Genomic DNA, 12405 nt, shown 5'->3' with positions numbered 1-12405 from the left:
ACCTCCATTTTGGCCGACCTACTGGACGCGGGCGCGTCTATTCGACGCAGCGGTGGCCATTCGTGTGGCCGATCGCTGCCTCAAAATAGAAGCTTTACAGATTCTCTTGAGAATGTCACGCTGTTGGGTGAGGCGGGCCCTACCGCAGCACCCCCGTCGAGAGTGCCGACCGATCAGCCCTTGGACCCGGATTGGATGCCCTATGTCGCCACAGCCAGGAATGTCCGCGCAATTGTCCGAGGTGCGCGGCGGCGCCGATACGCTCGCGGTCCCGTTCGCCCGGCCGCGGTTGCGTTCGGAGAAGGCCCTGCAGTACGAGCTGAACGTGCTGGCAGGAGATGTCACCGAAGTGGTGTCGGGCATCGGCGGGTGGTTGTTCGACCGGGCGATGGCGGGCTGGCGGGTCAGCGTGGCCTCCGGTGAGGACGGAGATGAGCGTGCGTTGCGCATCCTCGGGCTGAAAGCGGTTGGCCCGAACGGGCTGTGGCAGCCGGCGGACGCGGACTCGGTCGCGATGACGGTGATCGGCGCCTCCTGCCTCGAATCCGGCGACCACGGGCTCGCCAGCGCCAGGGCCGACGTGGTCTTTGTCGGTGCGCATGGCCCCGGTGGCCTCGTCGGGGCCATGGACCCCGTGCAGTACCGGCCGAGCGCCGCGGCGCTGGCCTTCAAGTCCCACGCGTTGGCCGTGGCCGGCGCGGATCCGGGGTCGGCAGACGGGGTGGAAACGCTGTTCCGGTGCGAGCGGTCTGCGGGCCTGCTCGACGCCGACCTGGTTCCGGGTTGTTGATGTCGGAACAGGCCTCGGTCGCCGGCCTGCTCGAGGTGTTCGACGTGACGCCCGTCGGGACGGATCGGTTCGTCGGGGGCACGGGACCGGCCGGAACCGACGGCAGGCAGGTGGCCAAGGGTGCCCAAGCGCTGAGCCAGGCCATCGTCGCGGTGGCAAAGCGATTCCCGGACAAGACGATTCGATCGGCGCATGCGGTATTCACTCGACCGATCGGGATCGACTCCACCGTAGAACTGTCCGTCAACGTGGTGCACGAGGGTCGTTCGACCGCGACAGCGGTAGTGGCCGTCGACCAGGATTCACGGCGGTGCGCGACGGTGACGGTCCTGGCCGATGTGCCGACGGCCGACGTGGTCTGTCACCACGCATTGCGGCCCGACGTCGAAACGCCCGACGACGCCCACCCGGCCGGGCCGGCCATGGTCGGTCACGAGTTGCGTCTGGTCGATGTGGTGGACGTCAACAGTCCCGACGAGGTGGGGCCTCCCGAGCTTTATGCCTGGCTGCGTTGTGACCCGATCCCTGAACGTGATGATCTCGCCAAGGCTCTGCTGGCGTATTTCACCGGGCAACTCGGCATCTCGACCACAATGCGACCGCATCGGGGGGTCGGCACCGCCCAGGCACACGAGACGATATCGACAGCCGTGATGTCGGCGTCAGTCAGTTTCCACGAGACAGTGGAGTGGGACGGCTGGCTGCTCTACAGCCATGAGAGCACCGCAGCCGGACAGGGGATGTCGTATGTCCGCGGTCAGGTGCACACCGAAGACGGCGAGTTGCTGGCGTCATTCGCCCAGGAAGGGCTGATTCGCCCGATGCGACCGGTGGATACCTCGATCGATGTGCCGGCCCGGTTGTAGGGCCGGCAGGCGCGGTGTGCGGCTAGCGGATCCAGCCGCGGCGACGCATCCAGATGTTGCGCCCCACAGCCAGGAAGATGAACGCCGCGAACGTGATGAGGAACCAGTCCTCGACCTTTCCGACGTGGTTGCCGTGCATCATGACCAGCAGGAAGATCGCGGACAGGATGCCGCCGAGGTGGATCACCTTGATGTTCAGATCCGACCAGCCCCACGCTGCGGACGGCACTTCCTCGACGTCGACGCCGTTGTTGCGCTCCACTTCGGTGCTGGCCACGGTTGCTCCTCCGGATCGAACTGGCTTCAGGCTTGGCTTGCGGACATTCTGACATACGACACTGCGTCGTACGCCAGCCCTGGGGGGTCAACCCAGGCGGCGGTACCTCCGCAGCGCCTCCAGCCGCTCCTCGGCATGGTCGGCGATCGGTTCCGGATACGACCCCGGTCGATCGGTACCGAGTTTGTGCACATTGACGACATCGGCCAACTCGGGGATCCAGCGGCGGATGTAGGCGCCGTCGGGGTCGAACTTCGCGCCCTGCAGGCCCGGATTGAAGACGCGGAAGTAAGGCGCGGCATCGGTGCCGCAGCCGGCCGCCCACTGCCACCCGTGTTGGTTGTTGGCCAGATCGCCGTCGATCAGCTGGTCGAGAAACCAGCGCGCCCCCCATTGCCACGGCAGGTGCAGGTCTTTGACGAGGAACGAGGCCACGATCATGCGCACCCGGTTGTGCATGAACCCGGTCTCGGCCAGCTGACGCATTCCGGCATCGACGATCGGAAAACCCGTCCGGCCGTCCTTCCACGCTTCGTACGCCCGCCGGGCCGCCGCGTCGTCGTCCACTTCGATCGCGTCGAAGTGGCGGTTCCAGTTTCGCCACGCACTGTCGGGCCAGTGATGCAGCACTGCGGCATAGAAATCGCGGAAGGCCAGCTCCCGCAGGTAGGCCTCGTCGCCGGAGCCGAGGTCGGCGACCATGCTCCGGGGATGGATGGTGCCGAACTTGAGGTGGGCCGCCATCCGGCTGGTGGTGTCGAGATCCGGGCGGTCGCGTTGAGTCGGGTAGTCCGCCAATCCCTGCGCCACAAAATCCCGCCACTGCGATATCGCCGCGTGCTCGCCCGCATTGACCATCAGTTCCTCTGTGGCAGAGGGAATTCCGACACGCTCGGCGAAGTCGCCAGGTATGTTCGCAGGGTCGATCCAGCGCGCCGAATCGGGCCCGGAATCCGCAGGAGGACGCCAGCCGTGATGGCGCCAGGCGCGGAAGAACGGCGTGAACACCTGGTACGGCGCACCATCGGATTTCGTTATCCGGCCGGGCGACACCAGGTAGCCCGATCCCGTTGCGCACAGGGCGATCTCGCCGAGGGCCGCCTGGACCGTGTCGTCGCGACGCCGACCGAACGGCGAGTAGTCCTGCGAGATGTGCACCGAAGTGGCGCTGATGGCCCGGGCCAGCGCCGGAATCCGCTGTTCGGGTCGGCCTCGAGTCACCAGCAGATTTCCGCCGAGGCGCTCGGACAGGTCGCGCAACGCCCGGTACAGGTACTGGAGGCGACGGGAACCCGAGGATGCCTCCAGTCGCGGATCGAGCACGTAGCAGGCCATCACTTCGCCGTCGTGTTGTGCGGCCTCCAGCAGGGCGGGATGGTCGTGACAGCGCAGGTCTCGCCGAAACCAGAGCAGCGTGGGCATGTGTACATGCTGCCGGTGAACACACCGGACATACACGGAAGGTCTTCAGATGCAGTTTTGGAGCGGTACGGCATTCATGGACACCACCGACGCGCTGGCGGTGGCGCCGTTGCTCGACGAGGCCGGCTATCACGGCATGGTCTGCTCGGATCACATGATCTATCCGCGGGAGTTGTCCTCGCCGTACCCGGATTCGTCGACAGGTAAGCCGCCGTGGGCGCCGGAGACGGCTTGGCCGGACTCCTGGGTTCTGATCGGGGCAATGGCGGCGCTCACCCGTCGGCTGCGTTTCTCCAACGCCGTCTACGTGGCGCCGGCGCGTCCGCTGCTCGAAGTGGCAAAGCAGGTGGCGACGGCCGCGGTGATCTCCGGTGGGCGGGTCGCCCTCGGGGTCGGGGTCGGCTGGATGCGCGAGGAGTTCGAGCTCATGGGCCAGGATTTCGACACTCGCGGGAAACGGCTGGACGAGATGATCCCGGCGCTGCGCGCGATCTGGCGCGGCGGCTGGGTGTCCTACGAAGGGCGCTACTACTCGGTTCCCGAGATGATGATCGAACCGCACCCGCCGGCACCGGTGCCGATCCTGTGTGGCGGTGAATCCGAGGCGGCGCTACGACGTGCGACCCGCTCCTGCGACGGCTGGATCGGCTACGCGTACACCCTCGAACAGGCCACCCACTACACCAGCCGGTTGGCCGAACTGCGCCGAGAATACGGGCGCGAGCACGAGCCGTTCGACATCATCCTGGCGCTGCTCGACCCGCCGTCGCCGGATCTCTACAAGCGGGCCGAGGACCTCGGCATCACCGCGGTGATGTGTGCGCCGTGGCTGTCGATGCCCAACGATGCTACGGGCACCGATCGTTTCCGCGGTCCCATCGAGCAGTTCGCGGAATCGGTGATCGCGAAGGTGCGTTAGTAGCAGCATCACAGTGATGCTTGTGATGACATCAAAATGATGTCACCATGACATCATGGATTTGCAACCGTATGTCGACGGTGTCCGGCACGAACTCGGTGTGGCCGCGGCGGCGGGAGGGCCCGAGGCCGAGGCATTGGCCCAGCGGCTTACCGCGCCATTGGAATCCGCGCTGCGTCTGGCTCTGCTGGAGGCGCTGTCCGAGGCAGCCGAGCAGATCACCCGTGAACTCGCCCCCGGATCGGTCCATGTCCGGCTCAACGGCCGTGACCCCGAGTTCACGGTCGAGCCCGTCGAGGTCGACGTTCCCGCGCCGTCCGTGGTGGACGTTCCCGACGACGGCGACGGCGGTACCTGGCGTGTGTCGCTACGCCTGCCCGAGAACCTGCGTACCGGGGTGGAGGGCGCTGCCCGCCGCGACAGTGTGTCGGTGAACGCCTGGCTCGTGCGTGCTGCCGCGTCGGCACTCGGTGGGGCGGGTCGCCAGACCCGATCCGCAGGCAAGACCTTCAGCGGCTGGGTCCGCTGAACCTGACCGACTAGGAGAAACCGATGACCACGTTCCAAACACCCGATCCCATCACCGCCGTCGTCGAGGTGGTGGCCGGTGCGGTGCACCTGGCGGCCACCGACCGTGACAACACGGTCGTCGACGTGACGCCGCGCGACCCCGAACGGGCGTCCGACGTGCGGGCGGCCGAGCAGGCGCGCATCGACTTCCACGACGGCACGCTCGTGGTGACTGCGGGCAGAAAAGTTCTGTCACTGGGACGCGGGGGAGCGGTCCGCGTCGACATCGCCCTGCCCGCGCGCTCCCGCCTCGACCTTTCCTCGGCGTCGGCCGATGTCACCGCGGAGGGCGTTTACTCGGACTGCCGATTCGCCTCGGCCAGCGGCTCGATGCGGGCGGCGTCCGTCGCGGGAAACTTCAAGGCGGACACCGCATCCGGAGGTATCGCGGTCGGCGATCTGGCGGGTAACGCACGGATCGCCACAGCGTCCGGTGACGCGGCGATCGATCGTGTCGACGGGGACATCAAGTTCCAAGCGGCCAGCGGCAGCCTCACGGTCGGGGCGATGCGAGGTCACGTCAGGCATCAGACCGCGTCGGGTTCTGTCACGGTCGCTGCCGCGGTCAGCGGTGCGCTGAGCGCCCAAACCGGCAGCGGTGAGGTCGAAGTCGGCATCCCGGAGGGCACCGCGGCACGGCTCGAGCTCAAGACCCACTCCGGCACCGTCGACAACGGGTTGCAATCCTCGGACGGCCCGGTCGACGGCGACGAGACATTCAGGTTGCAGGCCCGCACCGGCTCCGGCGACATCTCGATCCGCCGTGCCGTCGGGTCGGCGGCCGGCTCCTAGGCCGGATCGAACCGGAACACCGTCAAACGCCCTGCCAGTGCCTCGAATTCATCGGGAGTGCCGTCGACCACCAGGCCGCTGCGCTTGGCGAAGCCGACCCCGACCGGAACCTTGACCGCGAACGCTCGTAGCACCGGACGCGACTGGTCCGGCGTGAGTACGACGATCTTGACCGTCCGTGAGCGTCGGCCCCGGGTCAGTGTTCCGGTACGGGCGGCGCGGGCATTGGCCGCCCAGTCGGAGCCGGGGTACCCCGCCACTGTGTAGAGCCCGCCGTCGTGGTCGAAGGGTGTCATCGGAGTGCTGCGGGGTTTGCCCGTCTTGCGGCCGGGAACGGTCAGCACCATCGCCGGCCCGGTCGGGACGCCGAGGCGTTGCACCGCCATCATGAACTTGTTCATCGGCTTGAGCCAGCGCGGTGGGCGCGGCTCGGTCGCGTGTTCTGACATGTCTTGTCCTCCTCAGCTATTGGCGAAAACTTCACCGTGGTCGGCTACCCAATCGGCGAACGGCGTGGCCGGCCGACCGAGAATCTTGTCCACCTCCTGGGTGACCAGTGCGGGTCGTTCGACCGTGTCGGCCAACAGGCCCATGTAGGCATCGGCGAACGCGGCCGGAAATCCCAGGTCGACGAACCGCTGCCGCACCACGTCGGTGGGTACCTCGCGATAGTGCAGGGGCCGGTCCAGTACGCGCCCGATGGTGGCCACCATTTCGGTGTTGGTCAGCGCTTGCGACCCGGTCAGCGGGATGCGCTGTCCCACAAGCTCGTCGGTGAGCAGCGCGACTGCGGCGACGGCCGCGATGTCGGCGTCGATGATCACCGCCGTGGACGCGCCGGCGTACGGTCCGCTCACCACATCACCGGCCCGGATCTGCGCCGACCACATGCCGGCGAAGTTGGAGGCGAATACCGTGGGGCGCAGGCTGACCCATTCCAGGCCGGAGGCCACCGCCAGCTGCTCGACTTCGCGGTTGCGGTCACCGCGCACCCGTGACGGTTGCTTGGAGTCGTCGTCATCGGCGTTGATCGCCGACAACGCAACGAGCCGTTGCACCCCGGCGGTGCGGGCCAGTTCGACTGTGGCGGCCAGTTCCTGCCCCAGCGCCCGGGAATTGAGGAAGACCGTCGATGCGCCTGCCATACCGTCGGCAGCAGATCGGACCGCTTCGACACCGGGCGGGAACCCGGCGGCTTCCGGGTTGCGGGTGACAGCGCGCACCCGCGCGGAGCGGACGAGTTCGGAGACGAGCGGGCGGCCGACATTGCCGGTTGCGCCCGTGACGAGAATTGTGTTCATGCGATCAAGGACGGGGCGGCCGTCCAAAAAGTTACAACGGAAGTCGGATCGGAGATCCGGTAACTTTCCGGACCCCGGATTCGTCGTACCCACATGAACAGATCTGCCGATCTCGAGGCGGCGTGGCGCGACCATCACCCATATCTGGTCAACCTCGCTTACCGGATGCTGGGGGATATCGGCGATGCCGAGGACGTCGCACAGGAGGCGTTTCTTCGGTTGGCCCGGACCGACCAGGAACACCTCGACGACGTCCGGGCGTGGCTGACCGTGGTGGCCGGTCGGCTGTCGCTGGACGTCCTGCGGTCCGCGCGGGCCCGATTCGAACGCCCCGACGGCTCGGCGGCGTTGGACACCACCGCGGCAGCCGGCTCCGACCCGGCAGACCGCGTCACGCTCGACGACCAGGTCGGCTCGGCGCTCCTGGCGGTGCTCACCCGGCTCAGTCCAGGGGAACGCGTCGCGTTCGTATTGCACGACATCTTCCGGATCCCGTTCGACGACGTCGCCGACACGGTGGGACGCCCGGTCGGAACGTGCCGCCAGCTGGCGCGGCGGGCCCGGATGAAGGTGGCCGGCGCCGCGCCGACGCTGGGCGAGGTCAGCGCCGACGAGCACCGGCAGGTCACCGACGCGTTCATCACCGCGTGCGCCAACGGCGACGTGGAGGCGTTGGCCTTGGTACTCGACCCGAGTGTCTGGGGTGTCGGCACGGTCCTCACCGACCCGGCCCTGCGTCAGGTCAACCACGGTCGCCGGGACGTCGCGACAAACCTGCTCCGCTACCTCGGACCGGGGGCGACGGTGGTGTGTGCGGCCGAGCCTGTGCTGCTGGCGTACGACCGAGGCCGATTGTTCGCCGTCGTGGTGCTCACCATCCGCGATGGCCTGGTGCTCAAGATCGAGGCCACCGCCGACCCGTCGGCGCGGAGGCATTAGGGGACGCCGGTCACAGCGCGGCACAATGGACGGGTGAGCGATTCCCCAGCGCGACAGCGCGTGCTGATCCTCGGAAGCACCGGGTCCATCGGCACCCAGGCGCTCGACGTCATCGCGGCCAATCCGGACCGGTTCGAGGTCGTGGGGTTGGCGGCCGGCGGCGGTAACCCCGACCTGCTCGCGGCCCAGCGCGCAGCGACCGGCGTCACCAACATTGCAGTGGCCGACCCGGCCGCGGCCGAGAAGATCGGCGACGTCACCTATGCCGGGCCCGACGCGGTCACCCAGCTGGTCGAGAACACCGAGGCCGATGTGGTGCTCAACGCGCTGGTCGGGGCGCTGGGGCTGGCGCCCACGCTGGCCGCCCTGGCCACCGGTGCCCGCCTGGCCCTGGCCAACAAGGAGTCTCTGGTGGCCGGTGGGCCGCTGGTGCTCAAGGCCGCCGCCCCCGGGCAGATCGTCCCGGTGGATTCCGAACATTCCGCGATGGCCCAGTGCCTGCGCGGCGGCACCGCCGACGAGGTCGCCAAGATCGTGCTCACCGCGTCGGGCGGTCCGTTCCTCGGCTGGTCGGCTGCTGACCTGGAATCGGTCACCCCCGAGCAGGCCGGCAAGCATCCGACCTGGTCGATGGGCCCGATGAACACGCTGAATTCGGCGACCCTGATCAACAAGGGTCTGGAGTTGATCGAAACCCATCTCCTGTTCGGCATCGACTATGACCGCATCGAGGTCGTGGTCCACCCGCAGTCGATCGTGCACTCGATGGCCACTTTCACCGACGGCTCGACATTGGCTCAGGCCAGCCCGCCGGACATGAAACTGCCGATCGCGCTGGCGCTGGGCTGGCCGGAGCGGGTGGCCGGCGCGGCCCTGGCCTGTGACTTCACCACCGCCGCGACCTGGGAGTTTCTGCCGCTGGACAACGAGGTGTTCCCCGCGGTGAATCTGGCTCGGCAGGCCGGAACCCGCGGCGGCTGCCTGACCGCGGTCTACAACGCGGCCAACGAAGAAGCGGCGGAAGCGTTCCTTTCGGGTCGGATCCCGTTCCCGGCGATCGTCGACACCGTCGGTGACGTGTTGCACGCTGCTGACCAGTGGGCTGCCGAACCCGCTACCGTGGAAGAAGTACTCGACGCGCAGCGGTGGGCCAGAGAACGAGCACGGCAGGCCATCGACAAAAACGTTGAGGAGAAATCCACGAGAAAAGGGCTCGTCACCAAATGATGTTCGCTATCGGCATCGCGTTGTTCGCGCTGGCCATCCTGGTATCGGTGGCCCTGCACGAATGCGGGCACATGTGGGTGGCGCGCGCCACCGGGATGAAGGTGCGCCGCTATTTCGTCGGGTTCGGCCCGACGCTGTGGTCGACGCGGCGCCCCAACCGGTTGGGGGAGACCGAGTACGGCGTCAAGGCCATCCCGCTGGGTGGTTTCTGCGATATCGCCGGCATGACATCGGTGGACGAGATCGCGCCCGAGGACCAGCCGTATGCGATGTACAAGCAGAAGGTGTGGAAGCGCGTAGCGGTGTTGTTCGCCGGGCCCGCGATGAACTTCATCCTCGGGTTCGTGCTCCTCTACGGGGTTGCGATCATGTGGGGCCTGCCCAACATCAATCAGCCCATCACCGCAAAGGTCGGTGAAACTGGTTGTGTGGCAGCACAACTGAGCCTCGACAAGATGGGTGAGTGCACCGGGCCCGGCCCGGCGGCGCTGGCCGGCATCCAGGCCGGCGACGAGATCGTCAAGATCGGCGACACTCCGGTCACGGATTTCAAGCAGATGGCCACCGAGATCAGGAAACTCAACGGTCCGGTGACCGTCGAGCTCAAGCGCGGCGGTGAGACCATCACGACCGTCGTCGACGTGACCCAGACCAAGCGGTTCACCAGCGCGGAGGCCACGGAGGCGACCACCGTCGGCGCGATCGGCGTCAGCGAGGCCAGGGGTGAGCCGCCGACGCAGTACAACGCGATCACCGCGGTGCCCGCGACGTTCTCGTTCACCGGCGACCTCGCCGTCGAGCTCGGTAAGTCGCTGGCCAAGATCCCGACCAAGATCGGTGCGCTGGTGGAGGCGATCGGCGGCGGTGAGCGGGACAAGGAAACCCCGATCAGCGTCGTCGGCGCGAGCATCATCGGTGGCGAGACGGTCGAGGCCGGTCTGTGGGTGGCGTTCTGGTTCTTCCTGGCGCAGTTGAACTTTGTGCTCGGTGCTATCAACCTGGTGCCGTTGCTACCGTTCGACGGCGGCCACATCGCCGTCGCGACGTACGAGAAGATCCGCAATATGTTCCGGGCCGCCCGCGGCAAAGTCGCCGCAGGCCCGGTCAACTACCTCAAACTCATGCCCGCCACCTATGTGGTGTTGCTGGTGGTGGTCAGCTACATGTTGTTGACCGTGACCGCCGACCTGGTCAACCCGCTCAGCATCTTCGACTAGGAGACCCCATCAAATGACGTCCATCGGTTTGGGAATGCCCGCGCCCCCGGCGCCCACGTTGGCCCCGCGACGCAAGACCCGTCAGCTCATGGTGGGCAACGTCGGCATCGGCAGCGAGCACCCGATCGCGGTCCAGTCCATGTGCACCACCAAGACGCACGACGTCAACTCGACGTTGCAGCAGATTGCCGAGCTGACGGCGTCGGGCTGCGACATCGTGCGGGTCGCCTGCCCCCGGCAGGAGGACGCCGATGCGCTCGCCGAGATCGCCCGGCACAGCCAGATCCCGGTGATCGCCGACATCCACTTCCAGCCCAAGTACATCTTTGCTGCGATCGACGCAGGCTGTGCAGCCGTGCGCGTCAACCCCGGCAACATCAAAGAGTTCGACGGCCGGGTCAAAGAGGTGGCCAAGGCCGCCGGTGACGCGGGCATCCCGATCCGGATCGGCGTCAACGCCGGCTCGCTGGATCCACGGTTGATGCAGAAGTACGGCAAGGCCACTCCCGAGGCGCTGGTCGAATCCGCGCTGTGGGAGGCGTCGCTGTTCGAGGAGCACGGCTACGGCGACATCAAGATCAGCGTCAAGCACAACGATCCGGTGATCATGGTCGAGGCCTACCGCCAGCTGGCCGCCCAGTGCGACTATCCGCTTCACCTCGGTGTCACCGAAGCCGGACCGGCGTTTCAGGGCACGATCAAGTCCGCGGTGGCGTTCGGCGCATTGCTGTCGCAGGGCATCGGCGACACCATCCGGGTGTCCCTGTCGGCGCCGCCGGCCGAAGAGGTCAAGGTCGGCAACCAGATCCTGGAGTCGCTGAACCTGCGGCCGCGTGGTCTGGAGATCGTGTCCTGCCCGTCCTGCGGTCGGGCGCAGGTCGACGTGTACACGCTGGCCAACGCGGTGAGCGCGGGCCTCGATGGGCTTGACGTCCCGCTGCGGGTGGCCGTGATGGGCTGTGTGGTCAACGGTCCGGGTGAGGCGCGTGAGGCCGATCTCGGGGTTGCCTCGGGCAACGGCAAAGGCCAGATCTTCGTCAAGGGTGAGGTCATCAAGACCGTGCCCGAAGCGCAGATCGTCGAGACGCTGATCGAAGAGGCCATGCGTCTGGCGGAAGCTGCGGGTTCCGATGATGGCAGCGGTTCGCCTGTGGTGACCGTAAGCTGATAGCGACCCTGTGAGCGGGGTCACCCAGCCTTGGGTTGAGCAGAGGGAATCGCCAATGTCGGCTCCGCCGCTGTTTCGACTCGTCGACGAGCGTCGAGTTTCCGTGGTGCGTGACGCCACCCCCTGTCTGCAGGTATTCGACGAGGACCCGGTGGGGTCGTGCATGGTTGCCGCGCGCGTCGCAGAGTTCGGTGTCGAACACGGCGCGATCGGCGGGGAACTGTGGACGCGACGAGGTGTCACCCAGTCGCTCTGCTACGCCGGGCCCAATCTGATCCCGCTGCGCGGTGATGCCGAAGATCTCAAGGCATTCTCGGACAAGGCGATGAGCTCCGCGCGGCGCTGCTCGTCGGTGGTCGGCCGTGCCGAACTCGTGTTGCCGATGTGGCGGCGGTTGGAATCGGTGTGGGGTACCGCCCGTGACGTCCGCGAGCAGCAGCCTCTGATGGCGTTGAATTCGATGCCGGAGTGTCCGATCGACCCGGCGGTCCGCCCGGTGCGCATGGAGGAACTCGACACCTACCTGGTTGCGGCGATCGACATGTTCATCGGCGAGGTGGGTGTCGATCCACGCCTCGGCGACGGCGGCAGTGGTTACCGGCGTCGTATTGCCAGCCTGATCGCCGCGGGACGGGCGTGGGCCCGGTTCGAGCGCGGCGAGGTGGTGTTCAAGGCCGAGGTCGGGTCTCAGTCGCCCACGGTCGGCCAGATCCAGGGGGTGTGGGTGCACCCCGAGTGGCGTGGCCACGGGCTGGGCATCTCGGGGACAGCGGCGCTGGCGGCCGCCGTGGTGGCCTCGGGCCGCATCGCGAGCCTGTACGTGAACAGCTACAACACGGTGGCCCGGGCAACGTACGCGCGCATCGGGTTCGATCAGGTCGGCACGTTCGCCACCGTTTTGCTGGACTGACAACCGG

14 protein-coding genes are annotated in these 12405 nt (G+C 67.3%); 10 read left to right on the top strand and 4 right to left on the bottom strand.

Features of this window, described 5'->3' with window-relative positions; all coding sequences use genetic code 11:
• Nucleotides 1-202 precede the first annotated feature (202 nt).
• Nucleotides 203-790: a hypothetical protein gene (locus tag JOF57_RS14905; RefSeq protein WP_209917662.1), complete on the top strand. Its 588-nt coding sequence runs from the start codon at nucleotides 203-205 to the stop codon at nucleotides 788-790.
• Entirely contained in the window at nucleotides 790-1656 is an 867-nt protein-coding gene (locus JOF57_RS14900; RefSeq protein ID WP_209917661.1) for an acyl-CoA thioesterase, read from the top strand. Before JOF57_RS14905 ends, JOF57_RS14900 begins: the two co-directional genes overlap by 1 nt.
• Before the next feature lie 22 nt (nucleotides 1657-1678).
• On the opposite strand, the gene JOF57_RS14895 is transcribed toward JOF57_RS14900, so the two are convergent.
• Both JOF57_RS14895 and JOF57_RS14890 read right to left on the bottom strand, forming a co-directional pair.
• On the bottom strand, nucleotides 1679-1933 hold the full coding sequence (locus JOF57_RS14895) for a DUF2631 domain-containing protein (protein WP_209917659.1): 255 nt from the start codon (nucleotides 1931-1933) through the stop codon (nucleotides 1679-1681).
• An 87-nt stretch (nucleotides 1934-2020) separates the two neighbouring features.
• Nucleotides 2021-3355 (bottom strand): cryptochrome/photolyase family protein, encoded by a 1335-nt coding sequence (locus JOF57_RS14890; protein WP_209917656.1) that lies wholly within the window; start codon nucleotides 3353-3355, stop codon nucleotides 2021-2023.
• Nucleotides 3356-3404: 49 nt separating this feature from the next.
• On the opposite strand from JOF57_RS14890, the gene JOF57_RS14885 reads away from it, so the two are divergent.
• The 3 genes from JOF57_RS14885 to JOF57_RS14875 are packed head-to-tail and all read left to right on the top strand — an operon-like array spanning nucleotide 3405 to nucleotide 5636.
• A complete protein-coding gene (locus JOF57_RS14885) occupies nucleotides 3405-4274 on the top strand; it encodes a TIGR03619 family F420-dependent LLM class oxidoreductase (RefSeq protein ID WP_209917654.1) in 870 nt (289 codons plus the stop codon).
• A gap of 55 nt (nucleotides 4275-4329) precedes the next feature.
• A complete protein-coding gene (locus JOF57_RS14880; RefSeq protein WP_209917652.1) occupies nucleotides 4330-4803 on the top strand; it encodes a histidine kinase in 474 nt (157 codons plus the stop codon).
• A gap of 23 nt (nucleotides 4804-4826) precedes the next feature.
• Complete coding sequence (locus tag JOF57_RS14875; RefSeq protein ID WP_209917650.1) at nucleotides 4827-5636, top strand: DUF4097 family beta strand repeat-containing protein; 810 nt, start codon at nucleotides 4827-4829, stop codon at nucleotides 5634-5636.
• Here the strand turns inward: JOF57_RS14875 and JOF57_RS14870 are convergent.
• Both JOF57_RS14870 and JOF57_RS14865 read right to left on the bottom strand, forming a co-directional pair.
• Nucleotides 5633-6085: a nitroreductase family deazaflavin-dependent oxidoreductase gene (locus JOF57_RS14870; RefSeq protein ID WP_209917648.1), complete on the bottom strand. Its 453-nt coding sequence runs from the start codon at nucleotides 6083-6085 to the stop codon at nucleotides 5633-5635. The genes JOF57_RS14875 and JOF57_RS14870 overlap by 4 nt on opposite strands.
• 12 nt (nucleotides 6086-6097) lie before the next feature.
• Nucleotides 6098-6937, bottom strand: coding sequence for an NmrA family NAD(P)-binding protein (locus JOF57_RS14865; protein ID WP_209917646.1), 840 nt, complete (start codon nucleotides 6935-6937; stop codon nucleotides 6098-6100).
• 93 nt (nucleotides 6938-7030) lie between these two features.
• Here JOF57_RS14865 and sigI point away from each other — a divergent pair, with 93 nt between their 5' ends.
• From sigI to JOF57_RS14840, 5 genes are read left to right on the top strand one after another with little or no spacing between them, the layout of a single operon-like run.
• Nucleotides 7031-7876: an RNA polymerase sigma factor SigI gene (sigI, locus tag JOF57_RS14860; RefSeq protein WP_209917644.1), complete on the top strand. Its 846-nt coding sequence runs from the start codon at nucleotides 7031-7033 to the stop codon at nucleotides 7874-7876.
• Between the two features lie 33 nt (nucleotides 7877-7909).
• Nucleotides 7910-9103, top strand: a complete 1194-nt coding sequence (gene dxr / locus JOF57_RS14855; protein ID WP_209917642.1) for a 1-deoxy-D-xylulose-5-phosphate reductoisomerase — start codon at nucleotides 7910-7912, stop codon at nucleotides 9101-9103.
• Nucleotides 9100-10320: a M50 family metallopeptidase gene (locus JOF57_RS14850; RefSeq protein WP_209917640.1), complete on the top strand. Its 1221-nt coding sequence runs from the start codon at nucleotides 9100-9102 to the stop codon at nucleotides 10318-10320. The genes dxr and JOF57_RS14850 overlap by 4 nt, the downstream gene beginning before the upstream one ends.
• Nucleotides 10321-10333: 13 nt before the next feature.
• Nucleotides 10334-11488 (top strand): flavodoxin-dependent (E)-4-hydroxy-3-methylbut-2-enyl-diphosphate synthase, encoded by a 1155-nt coding sequence (ispG, locus tag JOF57_RS14845; RefSeq protein ID WP_209917638.1) that lies wholly within the window; start codon nucleotides 10334-10336, stop codon nucleotides 11486-11488.
• Nucleotides 11489-11543: 55 nt separating this feature from the next.
• Nucleotides 11544-12398: a GNAT family N-acetyltransferase gene (locus JOF57_RS14840; RefSeq protein WP_209917636.1), complete on the top strand. Its 855-nt coding sequence runs from the start codon at nucleotides 11544-11546 to the stop codon at nucleotides 12396-12398.
• Nucleotides 12399-12405 lie beyond the last annotated feature (7 nt).

This window comes from Mycolicibacterium lutetiense (genome assembly GCF_017876775.1).
GTDB lineage: Bacteria > Actinomycetota > Actinomycetes > Mycobacteriales > Mycobacteriaceae > Mycobacterium > Mycobacterium lutetiense.
This window is presented reverse-complemented; position numbering and strand designations above follow the sequence as displayed.